Source organism: Methylobacterium komagatae (assembly GCF_042661665.1).
Lineage (GTDB): Bacteria > Pseudomonadota > Alphaproteobacteria > Rhizobiales > Beijerinckiaceae > Methylobacterium > Methylobacterium komagatae.
On the sequence record NZ_JBHSWN010000001.1, the window covers coordinates 4,881,343 to 4,895,000 of the forward strand.

Below are 13,658 nucleotides of genomic sequence, written 5' to 3' on the forward strand. Positions count from 1 at the left end.
GCCCGCGTACCCTTTTCGTTCTAGCAAGCTCCCGCGGGGACGGGTCCGCCATCGGAACGCCGCACCTTGCCATCGGCCTGCGGGGATCGACATGAGCCGGTGTCGCGGCCGGTTCGCCGGACGCTGTCCCCTTCCGCGTCGACGCCTCGAAAGACCGCCGCCCTCATGGCCAGAGCCCGTGCCGGAGCCCAGAAGCAGGCCGCCGAAACCGACACTTCCCGCCCTGCGGCGCGGAAGAGCACGGTGAAGGCGCCTCCCCGCGAGTCGGTGAAGGCCGAGGCGGCGATCGACGCCAAGCTGGAGAAGCTGTTCGACTCGGCCGGGCCCGCGGCGCGGGACTCACGGGTCATCTCCGTGCGCGGTGCCCGCGAGCACAACCTGAAGAACGTCGACCTGACGATCCCCCGGGACCGGCTGGTGGTGTTCACGGGCCTGTCCGGCTCGGGCAAGTCGTCGCTGGCCTTCGACACGATCTATGCCGAGGGGCAGCGCCGCTATGTCGAGTCGCTGTCGGCCTATGCCCGTCAGTTCCTCGAGATGATGGCCAAGCCCGATGTCGATCAGATCGACGGGCTGTCTCCGGCCATCTCCATCGAGCAGAAGACCACCTCGAAGAATCCGCGCTCGACGGTCGGCACTGTCACCGAGATCTACGACTACATGCGTCTGCTCTGGGCGCGGGTCGGCATCCCCTACTCTCCCGCCACGGGCCTGCCCATCGAGAGCCAGACCGTCAGCCAGATGGTCGACCGGGTTCTCGCCCTGCCGGAGAAGACCCGCCTCTATCTGCTCGCTCCGGTGGTCCGCGGTCGTAAGGGCGAATATCGCAAGGAGATCGCGGAGTTCCAGAAGAAGGGCTTCCAGCGTCTTCGGATCGACGGCGAGTTCTACGCCATCGACGATGCGCCCAAGCTCGACAAGAAACTGAAGCACGACATCGACGTGGTAGTGGACCGCATCGTGGTGCGGGACGACATCGCCTCGCGTCTCGCGGATTCCTTTGAAACCGCCCTCGACCTCGCGGACGGCATCGCGGAGATCGTCTTCGCCGATGTCGCGGAGGGCGAGGAGGCGCAGTCGATCACCTTCTCCTCGCGCTTCGCCTGCCCCGTCTCCGGCTTCACCATCGCCGAGATCGAGCCGCGCCTGTTCTCGTTCAACAACCCGTTCGGCGCCTGCCCCACCTGTAGCGGCATCGGCCATGAGATGCGGATCGATCCCGAACTCGTCATCTCCGATCCCGGCTTGAGCCTGAAGCGCGGGGCGGTGGCGCCCTGGGCGAAGTCGACCTCGCCCTATTACGGGCAGACGCTCGATGCGCTCTCGGCCCATTTCGGTTTCGAGACCACCACCCCGTGGGGCAAGCTGAGGGAGGCCGACCGGGCCGTGGTGCTGCACGGTTCCGGGCGGGAGCCGATCCGCTTCTATTACGACGATGGCCTGCGCCGGTATTCGGTCAACAAGCCGTTCGAGGGCGTGATCCCGAACCTGGAGCGCCGCTACAAGGAGAGTGACTCCGACGCGGTGCGCGAGGAGATCGGGCGCTTCATGAGCGAGACGCCCTGTGCGGCATGCGAGGGCAAGCGGCTCAAGCCCGAGGCGCTGGCGGTGAAAGTGGCGATGCACGACATCGCCGAGGTGACCGGCCTGTCGGTGAGCAAGGCGCACCAATGGTTCGCGGACCTCCCGGAGAAGCTGACCGCCAAGCAGAACGAGATCGCCGTTCGCATCCTCAAGGAGATCCGGGATCGGCTGAGCTTCCTGATGGATGTCGGCCTCGAATATCTCACCCTCGCCCGCGGCTCGGGCTCGCTCTCCGGTGGTGAGAGCCAGCGCATCCGGCTGGCGAGCCAGATCGGCTCAGGGCTGACGGGCGTGCTCTACGTGCTGGACGAGCCGTCCATCGGCCTGCACCAGCGGGATAACGAGCGGCTGCTCGGCACGCTGAAGCGCCTGCGCGACCTCGGCAACTCGGTGATCGTCGTAGAGCACGACGAGGATGCGATCCTGCAGGCCGATTACGTGGTCGATGTCGGCCCCGGCGCGGGCATCCACGGGGGCAAGATCATCGCTCAGGGAACACCCGCCGAGGTGCTGGCGCATCCGGCCTCTCTCACCGCGAAGTACCTCACCGGCGAAATGGCGGTGCGCATGCCGAGCGCCCGGCGGAAGAGCCGGAAGGGCACGCTCCAGGTGTTCGGCGCGCGCGGCAACAACCTGAAGGACGTGGACATCGCGATCCCGCTCGGGACCTTCACCTGCGTCACGGGCGTCTCGGGCGGCGGCAAGTCCACCCTCGTCATCGACACACTCTACAAGGCGGTGGCAAAGAAGCTGAACGGCGCCGTGGAGCACCCGGCATCCCACGGGCGGATCGAGGGATTGGAGCACCTCGACAAGGTCATCGACATCGACCAGTCGCCCATCGGCCGGACCCCGCGCTCAAACCCTGCCACCTATATCGGCGCCTTCACACCAATCCGCGATTGGTTCGCCGGGCTCCCCGAGGCGAAGGCGCGCGGCTACCAGCCGGGCCGCTTCTCCTTCAACGTAAAGGGCGGCCGCTGCGAGGCCTGTTCCGGCGATGGCGTCATCAAGATCGAGATGCACTTCCTGCCGGATGTCTACGTCACCTGCGATGTGTGCAAGGGTAAGCGTTACGACCGCGAAACGCTGGAAGTGAAGTACCGCGAGAAGTCGATCGCCGATGTTCTCGACATGACGGTCGAGGAAGCGGCCGAACTCTTCAAGGCGGTGCCGTCGATCCGCGATAAGCTCGAAACCTTGAAGCGCGTCGGCCTGCATTATGTCCGTGTCGGCCAACAGGCGACTACACTTTCCGGCGGTGAGGCGCAGCGCGTGAAGCTCTCGAAGGAGCTGTCCAAGCGAGCGACCGGCCGGACCTTGTACATCCTCGACGAGCCGACCACGGGTCTTCACTTCCATGACGTCGCGAAGCTGATGGAAGTCCTGCACGAGTTGGTTGATCAGGGAAATACTGTCGTCGTCATCGAGCACAACTTGGAAGTCATCAAGACGGCCGATTGGGTGATCGATATGGGCCCTGAGGGCGGCGATGGGGGCGGGCAAGTGGTCGCTGTAGGCGTGCCTGAAGAGATTGCTTCGTCCGAGGTAAGCCATACCGGCCGGTTCCTGCGCGAGGTGCTTCAGCGTCGCTCGTCCAAACCGGCGGAAAAGGCCTCGGCCAAGCCGTCGGCCCGCAGAAAGGCCGCGTCCTAGGAATCACCTGCGAAGCGGACCGGCAAAATTTGCCGGTCCGACGGGCAAAGCGCCTGCGGTAGCGGCATGATTCGACCTGTACATGCCTGAGTGCCGGTCCGATTCCGTCGCTGGATGGTGCCCGGAGGCTTCCCGCAGGTTCGGCGGCGCGGTTTAAGCCAGCAGCCGGAATTGCCGGTTCATCCCGGCTTGGCCGGTGACAACAGCTTGGCCATTCAACATTATTTTGCCGATCGGCCCGTGCCGCATTTGTGTTGCGCCGCGGCAAAAATGCGGCTTTTGCGCAACGGTTGGTCTGGATGTGCCAAACCGGCAAGCATTGCACTGTCTTTCCGGAGGTCTTTGTAGAATAGTCCCAATCGTTGAGACGGGGCGGCTCCGTGGGGGCGCTCGGCAGTGACCGAACGGCGACCGCCCATGGCGGATATGACCGGCACGGTATTGCCGAAAGCGGGACGGAAGCCAGAGACCTTGGGAAGGACCAACATAATGATGAAGAACTGGCTCGCGGCCGGCGCGGTCGCGCTCTCGGTCGGAATGACGTCCACGATCGCTCACGCGCAGAGCACCACTGTTCCCGGTGAGCAGGTCGGCCTCGCCATCGGCGCGCCGCTCCCGGAGGGCATCTACGCCCTGAACACCTTCACCTACCGCCGCACCGACGCGCCGTTCTCGCCGGACACCGCCGTCAACATCCCGGTGCTCGTGTGGTCGACCCCGCTGGTGCCGTTCGGCGGCCGCATCGGCTCCTCGTTGCTCCCCCGACCGTGTTCGTGTTCACCCGTAACCAGGCCGGCGTCGCCAACCGCGACATCTCGATCAACGTCGGCACGTTCGTCGGCGGCATCTGGGCGTTCGACCTGGGTGGCAACTTCGGCGTCAGCTTGCTCGGCGGCGTGTACCTCAACGACCTGAACGGCGACCGTGGTTCGCTGGGCATCGGCCTCGCCGGCACCCCGATCCTGCCGCAGCTCTCGTCCAACACCTACCGCATGGGCGTTGCCGGCAGCTACACGGGTGACGGCTGGAACATCACCGCCAACCTGACCGCCAACTTCTACGACAGCCCCGGCCGCTTCGATGGCCGCGTCGGCGCCGCCATCGGCCCGATCCGCCTCTCGGACGCCCTGAACTTCGACCTCACGGCCACGAAGACCTTCGGCAACTTCGAAATCGGCGCCGTCGGCTACGGCACCTACAACTTCGACATCGGTCCGGGCAGCGCTGCCTTCGGCAACCGCGGTCGCTTCGCCCTCGGCGGTCTCGTCGGCTACGACTTCAAGGTGTTCAAGGTCCAGGCCTACGTCGCCCGCGACGTCGTGACCGCCTCGCAGTACGTGTCGCTCGGCGGCCGCGTCCGCGACAACTACTCGACCGACGGCTGGGTGCGCTTCATCATCCCGCTCTACAGCCCGGCTGCTGCCGCTGCTCCGGTCCCGGCTCCGCTGGTCCGCAAGTACTGAGAACGGATCCGGATGCGGCGTCCAAGACGCCGCATCCCCCGGTCTTCCCGACGCCCGGCCTCCCCTGGAGGCCGGGCGTTCGTCGTTTCAGGCGGTCCCCCTCACCAACTCGTCTCGGCAAGGCGTCCCGATATGTCATCCCGGCGCCCGTGGCGGGTGTCGGCGCGCCCCGGCTCGCCTATTTATTGCTCTTTCCAGGAAGACTCGGCACCCCTGCGGGGCCGACGGTTGTGCGAGGCCAAGGGGCGCCGAAATGCAGGGCGAACGCAAGATCCCGGTTCAGGTTCAGCCGAAGGCCGCCGACTACACGTATGATCTCGACCGGGCCATCGGCGCGGTCCTGTCCCTCTCGACCCGCGTGCCGGAGGATGGATTCACGGCCGAGACGCTGGGCACGGAGCGGGCGGGCAACGGCGTGGTGATCGGTGAGGACGGCCTCGTCCTCACCGTCGGCTATCTCATCATGGAGGCCGACAGCGTCTGGTTGACCACCCGCGACGGGCGCTCCGTGCCGGGCCATGTCCTCGGCTTCGATGCCGCCACGGGGTTCGGTCTCGTCCAGGCACTGGGTGATCTCGGCACGCCAGTCCTGCGGCTCGGCCGCTCGGCTTCGTTCAAGGTCGGAGACCGGGCTGTGCTCGCGGGCGGGGGCGGGCGAGCCCACAGCGTCGCCGTCGAACTGGTCGCCCGGCAGGAATTCGCAGGCTACTGGGAGTACGTCCTGGACGAGGCCCTGTTCACGGCGCCATCGCACCCGCATTGGGGCGGCACCGCACTCATCGGCCCGAAGGGCGACCTCCTCGGCATCGGCTCCCTGCAATTGCAGCAGGGCGGCAGCGCGGCGGGCCGGGCGATCAACATGATCATCCCGATCGATCTCCTGCCGCCCATCCTCGATGACCTGCGTACGCGCGGCCGGGCGGATGCTGCACCGCGCCCGTGGCTCGGGCTTTACGCGACCGAGAGCGAGGAGGGCATCGTCGTGATGGGGTTGGCCGATGGCGGTCCCGCCGAGGGCGCCGGCCTCCAGGGGGGCGACGTGATCACGGCCGTGGCCGGGGAGCCGATCTCGGATCTCGCGGCCCTGTTCCGTGCGATCTGGGCACTTGGCGAGGCCGGGGCGCGCATTCCCCTCACGATCAAGCGCGACGGGCGCAACGTCCTGCTCACGGTCGTCTCGGGCGACCGGCATGCCTTCCTGCGCACGCCCTCCGTTCACTGAAGGCGCCACAACCCTGCCGATAAATCGCCGCGAGACTGCAAATTTTACAACCGTAATCTCAGGGTCCGTTCAGGTCGCCGGGGCGATTCTCTCCCTCGAACCAGCGCCTGGGCGCTGGGAAACGATGGAGATTCTCGCATGGCAATCGTGAGCGCCATTCGCACGAAAACCCTCATCAAGCCGATGATACTGGCTGCGGCGCTCGTCGGCGGTGTGGCCTTCGGGGGCTCGGCCGAGGCGGCCGGCGGCTGCGGCCCCGGCTTCCACCCGAACCCCTGGGGCTATTGCCGACCGAACTACGGCCCACGCCCGTATTGGCGCCGCCCAGTCCCGGTCTATGGCTACGGTTATGCTCGTCCGCGGCCGATCTACCGGCCCTATGGCTACGGTTATTACGGCCCGCGCCCCTTCTACTAAGCCATTTCGCGACTGCGAATAGCAAAAGGCGTCCCGCTACACGGTGGGGCGCCTTTTTCCTTCCCGGTACAGGCCACCACATGCGTCTATTGAATAGCCACCGCCCAAAGTTGCCGATGTCTTAAGCGACGTATGCCCGTGCCGCAGGGCTGGTGCTTGGCCTTTGCTCTCCCGCTGCGCCGCGGCAGGTCTATATGTGCATTGCATCAACAACGGGCAGCGGTGCACCACCTTTCGGCACCGTCTGCCTCATCAGAGGCCATTTGTACCATGTCTGCCGCTCGCAGCGTTCTGTCCCGTGTCCGCGCCTACCTCCGTTACCGCGATACGGTGTCCCAGCTCTCGCGCCTGTCGGATCGCGATCTTGCCGACCTCGGCATCAACCGCACCGACATCCCGGGCATCGCGCGCTCCTGATCTTTCCGGGTTCACGCCCGTCTGACTGCCAAAGGGCCGTCCCCCGTTGATCCGGGTGGCGGCCCTCCGTTATTTTCGGGCATGACGCAAACCATCCATATCGTCGGCGGCGGTCTCGCCGGATCCGAAGCCGCCTGGCAGATCGCCGAATCCGGTCATCGTGCCGTCCTCCATGAGATGCGTCCCGTGCGCGGGACGGAAGCCCACCAGGGCGAGGGGCTGGCGGAACTCGTCTGCTCTAACTCCTTCCGCTCGGACGATGCGCACGGCAACGCCGTGGGGCTGCTGCATCAGGAGATGCGCACCCTCGGCTCGCTGATCATGCGGGCCGCCGACGCGCATCAGGTCCCGGCGGGCGGGGCGCTGGCGGTGGACCGCGAGGGGTTCTCGGCCGCCGTCACCGCCGCGCTGGAGAACCACCCCAACGTCACCATCATGCGCGAGGAGATCTCCGGGTTGCCGCCGGAGGAATGGGGGCCGTGCATCGTCGCGACGGGCCCCCTCACCGCCCCCGGCCTCGCCGAGAGCATCCGTGAGCTCACGGGGGCCGAGTCGCTGGCCTTCTTCGATGCCATCGCGCCCATCGTCCACCGAGAGTCCATCGATATGGACGTGGCGTGGTTCCAGTCGCGCTACGACAAGCCGGGGCCCGGCGGCACGGGCGCCGATTATCTGAACTGCCCGATGGATCGGGAGCAGTACGATGCCTTCGTCGCGGCCCTCGTGGGCGGCGAGAAGATCGGCTTCAAGCAATGGGAGGGCACGCCTTATTTCGACGGGTGCCTGCCCATCGAGGTCATGGCGGAGCGCGGCCCCGAGACCCTGCGGCACGGACCGATGAAGCCTGTCGGCCTCACCAATCCCCGCGCGCCGGACAGGAAGCCTTGTGCCATCGTCCAGCTGCGTCAGGACAATGCATTGGGGACGCTCTACAACATGGTCGGCTTCCAGACGAAGCTGACCTATTCGGAGCAGGTGCGGATCTTCCGCACCATCCCCGGCCTGGAGAAGGCCGAGTTCGCCCGGCTCGGCGGCCTGCACCGCAACACCTATCTCGACTCGCCTCGCCTCCTCGACGCGACCTTGCGCCTGAAAGCCCGCCCGGCCCTGCGCTTCGCCGGGCAGATCACGGGTTGCGAGGGCTATGTCGAGAGCGCCGCGGTGGGCCTGATGGCCGGTCGCTTCGCCGTGGCCGAGGCTGCCTCCGCGCCGCTGGCGCCCCTGCCGCAGACCACGGCCCTCGGTGCGCTCATCGCGCACATCACCGGCGGACACGTCTCCGCAGAGGAGGGTGGTAGCGGGCCGCGCTCGTTCCAACCGATGAACGTCAATTTCGGGCTGTTCCCGCCCCTCGAGCGGATGCCGCGCGGCGAGGCAGGGCGCCGCCTTCGGGGGCCGGAAAAGGCGGCTTTGAAGAAGCGCGCCCTCACCGACCGGGCACGGGAGCATCTCGTTGCCTGGATGGCGGGCGAACAACCGGTGCAGGCCGCGGCCGAATAGGACCAAACCTTGCAACGCGGGGCACAGCTCCGCGTTGGAGCATGAGACGTGCGGGAGCCCCGACTCATGCGGATCCGCAAGCAAACGACCTACGATGGCGTCTGGACGCTCTTCGTCGGCGACTATCTGTACATCAGCGATCTCAGTGAAGCGGAGGCCGACGCCCTGGCCGCCGCCTTCGCGTCGATCTCCGACGGGGGCGATTAGCCCTCCTCGCGCCTCGCCCGGCGCAGATCCTCCCAGCGGGCGAGGCGTTCCGCGAGCCGGATCTCGTAGCCGCGCTCTGTCGGCTCGTAGAGGTGTTGGCGGCCCAGAGCCTCGGGCCAGTAATCCTGGCCGGAGAAAGCATCCGGCTGGTCGTGGTCGTAGCGATAGCCCTCGCCATAGCCGACCTTCTTCATCAGCTTGGTCGGCGCGTTGAGGATCACGCGCGGCGGTGGCAGCGATCCCGCCTCCTTGGCGAGCCGCGTCGCGGCCTTGTACGCGGTGTAGACCGCATTCGATTTGGGGGCGCAGGCGAGGTAGATCGCCACCTGGGCAAGGGCCAACTCGCCCTCGGGGCTGCCGAGGAAGTCAAAAGCGTCCTTGGCCGCGTTGGCGATGACGAGGGCCTGGGGATCGGCGAGTCCGATATCCTCCACCGCCATGCGCACGAGGCGTCGCGCGATGAACAGGCGGTCTTCGCCGGCATCGAGCATCCGGCAGAGGTAATAGAGCGCGGCATCCGGGTCCGAGCCGCGCACCGTCTTATGGAGCGCGGAGATCAGATTGTAGTGGCCCTCCTGCGCCTTGTCGTAGACGGGCGCACGGCGCTGCACGATCCTTTGCAAGGCGTCGGCGTCGAAGGTCTCTCCGGGCGCGGCCGAACGCCAGACTTCCTCGGCCAGGGTGAGGGCGGCCCGTCCATCACCATCGGCCATGCGGACGAGGACGCCCCTCGCCTCCTCCGTCAGCGGCAGCGCCTGCCCGGTCAGGTCTTCGGCTCGTGCCAGAAGGCGGGCGATCGCGCCGGGGTCGAGGGCGCGGAACAGCAGCACCCGCGCACGGGAGAGGAGAGCCGCGTTCAACTCGAATGACGGGTTCTCGGTGGTGGCGCCGATCAGCGTCACCGTGCCGTCCTCCATCACGGGCAGGAAGGCATCGAGCTGAGCGCGGTTGAAGCGATGGATCTCGTCCACGAAGAGCAGGGTCGCCTGCCCCTGCGCCCGCCGCTTGCGGGCCGCCTCGAACACTTTCCGCAGGTCGGGCACGCCCGAGAAAATCGCGGAGATCTGCTCGAAATGCAGGTCCGTCGCATGGGCCAGCAGGCGCGCCACCGTGGTCTTGCCGGTGCCGGGCGGTCCCCAGAAGATCAGCGAGCCGAGGTTGCGCCCGCGGAGCAGGCGGGTGAGGGCGCCGCCCTCCCCGGTCAGGTGCTCCTGGCCCACGACCTCATCCAGGGTGCGCGGACGCAGCCTGTCGGCCAGCGGGCGGTTCACGCCGGTTTCGGGCGGGGGGCTTGCGGCGGGGCGGGCTCGGCCGAACCGAAGAGATCAGGCATGGGGGCATCAACACCCTCGGCACCGCCCTGCGCAAGCGCCCCGCGCCGGGATCAACCGCTGAAGATCGAGGTCATGACCTCGCCGCCGCGGTTGATGACGATCTCCCAGGCACCGGGCGTGGTGCGCGTCACGCGGTCGAGATCCTTGGTCGTGGCGATGGGCAGGCCGTTCACGGCTACCACGATGTCGCCCTTCTGCAGCCCGGCGCGAGCGGCGATAGAGCCCTCGTCCACCGCCTCGACCGCCACGCCCTCGGTGGGGAAGTCCACCTGCAGATCTTCCGCGACGGCAGGCGAGGTGTTCACGAAACTCGCGCCCATGAAGGGCGAGCGGGCGCGCACCTTCAGGGACTCGCGCGGCCGGGTCTCCGGCGCGGTGATAAGCTTCACCATCACCGACTGGCGGGTAGTGCCGCGCAGGATGCCGAGCTTGGTCTGGCCGCTCGTGCCCTTCAGGGCGAAGCGATAGCCGAACGCCTCCGGGTCATCGACGACCTGTCCGTCGATCGTCAGGATCAGGTCACCGCGCTTGAGGCCCGATTCCTCGGCCGGACTCTTGGCCTGGAGGCTCGCGACGAGCACGCCGGTCGGATGGTCGAGGCCCATGCTGTCGGCGATGTCGGGCGTGACGTTCTGAATTCGCGCGCCGAGCCAGGGGCGGCGCACCACCGTCTGCCCGTCCTTGGCGGCAGTCACCACGGCCTTCACCATGCTGACCGGAATGGCGAACCCGATGCCGTGGCTGCCACCCGATTGCGAATAGATCGCGGTGTTGATGCCGACGAGTTGGCCCTGCAGGTTGACCAGCGCGCCGCCGGAATTACCCGGATTGATCGCGGCATCGGTCTGGATGAAGTACTGGTAATCGGCCGAGCCGACCTGCGTGCGCGCCAGCGCCGAAACGATGCCCTGGGTCACCGTCTGGCCGACGCCGAACGGGTTGCCGATCGCCATCACGAAGTCGCCGACCTCGAGCTTGTCGGCATCGCCGAAGGGCATCGGGGCCAGTCCGGCGGGCGGCTGCTTGATACGGATCACCGCGAGGTCGGTGCGGCTGTCGCGAAGGACGATCGAGGCTTCGAACTCCCGCCGGTCGGAGAGCGCGACGCGAACCTCGTTCATGTTGTCGATGACGTGGGCGTTGGTGATGACGAGGCCGGACCCGTCCACGAGCACGCCCGAACCGAGGGATTTCTGCGCCCGGTCGCCGCGCGGCCCGCGCCCGCCATCCGGCTCGCCGAAGAAGCGGCGCATGAACTCGTCCATCGCACTGGCGCGCGCGTTCGAGCGCTTGTCGACATGCGAGGCGTAGACGTTCACCACCGAGGGCGCCGCCCGCTTCACCACCGGCGCGAAGGAGAGCTGGATCTCCCCCCGGCTGAGCGGAACCTGCTTGCTACCAGTTTCCTTGCCCGGCCCTTCCTGCGGCTCGGTCCGCGCCATCTGGGCGGAGGCGGTGCCGCAGAGGATCGCGGCGAAGAGCGCGGCAAGGGGCAGGCGGGTCGTCATGCGTGGCTCCGGAGGCGAGGCCCCCGCCGGCTGGGCCGGGCGGGGATTGTCTCGAGGAGCCTATCGGAGCCGATTAAGGCAGGCGCGCGACACCTTCGCCGATGCGCCGTCGTTTCCGTCATTCAGCGGCGGTGGGGATCCGGACGGCAGGCACGCGGTGCATCTTTCCGAGACCGAGCGCGCGGGCGAGTTCCGAGCGGCGCTTGGAATAGGACGGCGCGGTCATGGGGTAATCGGAGCCGAGACCCCACTTGGCGCGGTATTCATCCGGCGTGAGACCCTGCATCGCGAGGTGGCGACGCAGCGTCTTGTAGGGTTTGCCGTCCTCGAACGAGATCAGGAAGTCCGTGGTGATTGAGCGGTCGATCTCCTGCGGGGTGAGCTTGGGCGGAAGCTCGACCGGCTTTCGCTTGCTCTCGATGTCCCACATCGTCCGGTAGATGTTCGTCAGGACCTCCGGCACGTCCGATGGCTGGATGTGGTTGTTGCTGACGTAAGCCGTGACGATGCCGGCGGTCAGCGACAAGAGGCGATCATCGAACGTGGAAGACATCATTCTTCGTCCATCGTGGAAGGAAACGGCTCACAAATCACTCTCGATGGCCGTATAGCGCGCAGAGACAGCTAACTCAATTCACACGTGCGCTACTTTTGAGGTTCAATCAAAAATTTTGACACGTTAAGGCGCTTACGTCCGCCTCAGTTGGCAAGATATCCGTATTGGGCGCTTAGATCAATTTGTAATTGTGTAAGCAAGTAAAATTCGCGGCACTCAATAATGTCTGGCATGACAGAATTTGGCGCATGAGACAGATTATCTGTCTTGAATGAATTCGTATCTTGCTACATACTCTGTCATGAAGGGTGGCTATGAGGCGGCCCACACCGCGTTGACAGGATGGGCCCGCGCACGCGAACAAGGCGCATGTCGCAAACGTCCATTCGATCGAACACATCGACGGAGCGCCTTGCCCTGATCGGCATTGCCGTCGTGGTGACGGCGACCGTCGTGATCGGGGCTTTGGCCCCGTCATCCCATCCCTCGTCCAGCGTGAAGGTGGCGGACGATCCCACCTGCATCGAGTGGTCGGATGGGTGTCAGGTCTGCTCGCGTCGGCCGGAGGGCATCGCGTGCTCGCTCCCGGGCATTGCCTGCGTGCCGAGTGGCGAGCGCTGTCTGATCCGCAACGACGGGTGAGCGGCGCGTCCGCACGGCTGCGATTCGCGCCAAGCCCGAACGGGCGCCTTCACCTCGGCCACGCCTATTCTGCTCTCCTGAACGCACGCATCGCGTCTGATCTTGGCGGCCTATGCCTATTGCGGATCGAAGACATCGATCCGGCGCGTTCCAGAGCCGAATTCACGCACGGAATCGTCAGCGATCTGGCATGGCTCGGGCTCAGTTACCGGCAGCCCGTGCGCCAACAATCCCAGCATATGAGTGAATATCGGGCAGCTCGCGATCAGCTCGCCGCTGCGGATTTCGCCTATCCCTGCTTCTGTTCCCGCAGCGAAATACGGGCACGATCCTGCGCGTGCGATCCGGATGGCGCCCCGCTCTATCCAGGGACCTGCCGCAGCCTTGATCCGCGCGAAACAGAGGCGCGGCGTGAGCGCGGCGAGCCGCATACCTGGCGGCTCGACATGGCACGCGCCCTCCCCCAAGCCCAGGCTTCGGACGAGCTCGGCTTCTTCGCCTTCGAGCGGGGAGACGAGCGGTGGTGTCCGGTCGATCCGGCCCCGTGGGGCGACGCGGTGATCGCACGTCGGGACGTCCCGACGAGTTACCATCTCGCGGTGGTCCATGACGACGCGCTGGAAGGCATCACCCACGTGGTACGTGGCGCTGATCTCGAAGCAGCGACGGCGCTTCACGTGGTGCTGCAACGGCTTCTCGGCCTTCCCACTCCTCGCTACCACCATCACGGGTTGATCGAGGATGAGGAGGGCCGGAAGCTCGCCAAGTCGCGTGGCTCACCGAGCCTTGCCTTCTTGCGCGAGGCAGGCACGACTCCGTGCGAGATCCGCGCGAGGCTCGGTTTCTGACCGAAACCTTATCGAATGGAGGCGTCGCGCTGGGCCATGGCCGTGGCGCTCTTGCCCTTCTGCATCGTCGCCTCGATTTGCTCGCGCTGGCGACGGAAATCGGCGAGGAGCCGCCCGTCCAATTCCCGGCCACGGGGCACGCGGATCTTCATCGGATCCACGAAGTGTCCGTTGATGATCACCTCGTAATGGAGGTGAGCGCCGGTGGAGAGGCCGGTCGAGCCGACATAGCCGATAACCTGACCCTGCCGGACGCGCACACCTTCGGTGATGCCGCGGGCGAACCGCGACATGTGATTGTAGG

General features: G+C 66.5%; 13 protein-coding genes and 1 pseudogene (1 of these 14 running past the window's edge). 9 read left to right on the plus strand and 5 right to left on the minus strand.

Annotation, left to right across the window (positions count from 1 at the left end; genetic code table 11):
- Positions 1-165: 165 nt before the first annotated feature.
- Positions 166-3,240 carry an excinuclease ABC subunit UvrA gene (gene uvrA / locus ACFQE0_RS24025; protein ID WP_378974114.1) on the plus strand — a complete coding sequence of 1,025 codons (3,075 nt, stop codon included), beginning with the start codon at positions 166-168 and terminating at the stop codon, positions 3,238-3,240.
- 221 nt (positions 3,241-3,461) lie between these two features.
- On the opposite strand, the gene ACFQE0_RS24030 is transcribed toward uvrA, so the two are convergent.
- On the minus strand, positions 3,462-3,788 hold the full coding sequence (locus ACFQE0_RS24030; protein ID WP_378975769.1) for a hypothetical protein: 327 nt from the start codon (positions 3,786-3,788) through the stop codon (positions 3,462-3,464).
- Here ACFQE0_RS24030 and ACFQE0_RS24035 point away from each other — a divergent pair.
- The 6 genes and pseudogenes from ACFQE0_RS24035 to ACFQE0_RS24060 all read left to right on the plus strand — a co-directional run bounded on the left by ACFQE0_RS24035 (position 3,730) and on the right by ACFQE0_RS24060 (position 8,466).
- Positions 3,730-4,703, plus strand: a pseudogene (locus tag ACFQE0_RS24035) (transporter family protein). The gene ACFQE0_RS24030 and the pseudogene ACFQE0_RS24035 overlap by 59 nt on opposite strands.
- Before the next feature lie 253 nt (positions 4,704-4,956).
- Positions 4,957-5,925, plus strand: a complete 969-nt coding sequence (locus ACFQE0_RS24040) for a S1C family serine protease (RefSeq protein ID WP_378974117.1) — start codon at positions 4,957-4,959, stop codon at positions 5,923-5,925.
- 138 nt (positions 5,926-6,063) lie between these two features.
- Positions 6,064-6,342: a GCG_CRPN prefix-to-repeats domain-containing protein gene (locus ACFQE0_RS24045; protein WP_378974119.1), complete on the plus strand. Its 279-nt coding sequence runs from the start codon at positions 6,064-6,066 to the stop codon at positions 6,340-6,342.
- A gap of 270 nt (positions 6,343-6,612) precedes the next feature.
- On the plus strand, positions 6,613-6,759 hold the full coding sequence (locus ACFQE0_RS24050; protein ID WP_243928606.1) for a DUF1127 domain-containing protein: 147 nt from the start codon (positions 6,613-6,615) through the stop codon (positions 6,757-6,759).
- Positions 6,760-6,840: 81 nt separating this feature from the next.
- A complete protein-coding gene (trmFO, locus tag ACFQE0_RS24055; protein ID WP_378974122.1) occupies positions 6,841-8,259 on the plus strand; it encodes a methylenetetrahydrofolate--tRNA-(uracil(54)-C(5))-methyltransferase (FADH(2)-oxidizing) TrmFO in 1,419 nt (472 codons plus the stop codon).
- A gap of 66 nt (positions 8,260-8,325) precedes the next feature.
- Complete coding sequence (locus ACFQE0_RS24060; RefSeq protein ID WP_378974124.1) at positions 8,326-8,466, plus strand: hypothetical protein; 141 nt, start codon at positions 8,326-8,328, stop codon at positions 8,464-8,466.
- On the opposite strand, the gene ACFQE0_RS24065 is transcribed toward ACFQE0_RS24060, so the two are convergent.
- The 3 genes from ACFQE0_RS24065 to ACFQE0_RS24075 all read right to left on the minus strand — a co-directional run bounded on the left by ACFQE0_RS24065 (position 8,463) and on the right by ACFQE0_RS24075 (position 11,861).
- Positions 8,463-9,737 (minus strand): replication-associated recombination protein A, encoded by a 1,275-nt coding sequence (locus tag ACFQE0_RS24065; RefSeq protein WP_378974126.1) that lies wholly within the window; start codon positions 9,735-9,737, stop codon positions 8,463-8,465. The two genes, ACFQE0_RS24060 and ACFQE0_RS24065, sit on opposite strands and share 4 nt — an antisense overlap.
- A gap of 113 nt (positions 9,738-9,850) precedes the next feature.
- A complete protein-coding gene (locus ACFQE0_RS24070) occupies positions 9,851-11,308 on the minus strand; it encodes a Do family serine endopeptidase (RefSeq protein ID WP_378974129.1) in 1,458 nt (485 codons plus the stop codon).
- Positions 11,309-11,426: 118 nt separating this feature from the next.
- Positions 11,427-11,861: a Ros/MucR family transcriptional regulator gene (locus ACFQE0_RS24075; protein WP_378975672.1), complete on the minus strand. Its 435-nt coding sequence runs from the start codon at positions 11,859-11,861 to the stop codon at positions 11,427-11,429.
- A gap of 372 nt (positions 11,862-12,233) precedes the next feature.
- Here ACFQE0_RS24075 and ACFQE0_RS24080 point away from each other — a divergent pair, with 372 nt between their 5' ends.
- Together ACFQE0_RS24080 and gluQRS are read left to right on the plus strand one after the other, a co-directional pair.
- The gene (locus tag ACFQE0_RS24080) at positions 12,234-12,506 is read left to right on the plus strand and encodes a hypothetical protein (RefSeq protein WP_378974131.1); all 273 of its coding nucleotides are present in this window, start codon (positions 12,234-12,236) and stop codon (positions 12,504-12,506) included.
- A complete protein-coding gene (gene gluQRS / locus ACFQE0_RS24085) occupies positions 12,503-13,354 on the plus strand; it encodes a tRNA glutamyl-Q(34) synthetase GluQRS (protein WP_378974134.1) in 852 nt (283 codons plus the stop codon). Before ACFQE0_RS24080 ends, gluQRS begins: the two co-directional genes overlap by 4 nt.
- An 8-nt stretch (positions 13,355-13,362) precedes the next feature.
- Here gluQRS and ACFQE0_RS24090 read toward each other — a convergent pair whose 3' ends face one another.
- On the minus strand, positions 13,363-13,658 hold the 3' portion of the coding sequence (locus ACFQE0_RS24090) for a M23 family metallopeptidase (protein ID WP_378975674.1). 1,720 nt of this gene lie beyond the right edge of the window; 296 of the gene's 2,016 nt are visible here — the last part of the coding sequence; its start codon lies off the right edge, out of view; its stop codon occupies positions 13,363-13,365.

Excerpts from the sequence above, each read along its gene's own strand:
- trmFO (WP_378974122.1), top strand. The coding sequence starts at position 6,841 with ATGACGCAAACCATCCATATCGTCGGCGGCGGTCTCGCCGGATCCGAA.
- ACFQE0_RS24040 (WP_378974117.1), top strand. The coding sequence starts at position 4,957 with ATGCAGGGCGAACGCAAGATCCCGGTTCAGGTTCAGCCGAAGGCCGCC.
- ACFQE0_RS24070 (WP_378974129.1), bottom strand. The coding sequence starts at position 11,308 with ATGACGACCCGCCTGCCCCTTGCCGCGCTCTTCGCCGCGATCCTCTGC.
- ACFQE0_RS24060 (WP_378974124.1), top strand. The coding sequence starts at position 8,326 with ATGCGGATCCGCAAGCAAACGACCTACGATGGCGTCTGGACGCTCTTC.
- ACFQE0_RS24080 (WP_378974131.1), top strand. The coding sequence starts at position 12,234 with ATGTCGCAAACGTCCATTCGATCGAACACATCGACGGAGCGCCTTGCC.
- ACFQE0_RS24050 (WP_243928606.1), top strand. The coding sequence starts at position 6,613 with ATGTCTGCCGCTCGCAGCGTTCTGTCCCGTGTCCGCGCCTACCTCCGT.
- uvrA (WP_378974114.1), top strand. The coding sequence starts at position 166 with ATGGCCAGAGCCCGTGCCGGAGCCCAGAAGCAGGCCGCCGAAACCGAC.
- ACFQE0_RS24045 (WP_378974119.1), top strand. The coding sequence starts at position 6,064 with ATGGCAATCGTGAGCGCCATTCGCACGAAAACCCTCATCAAGCCGATG.
- ACFQE0_RS24075 (WP_378975672.1), bottom strand. The coding sequence starts at position 11,861 with ATGTCTTCCACGTTCGATGATCGCCTCTTGTCGCTGACCGCCGGCATC.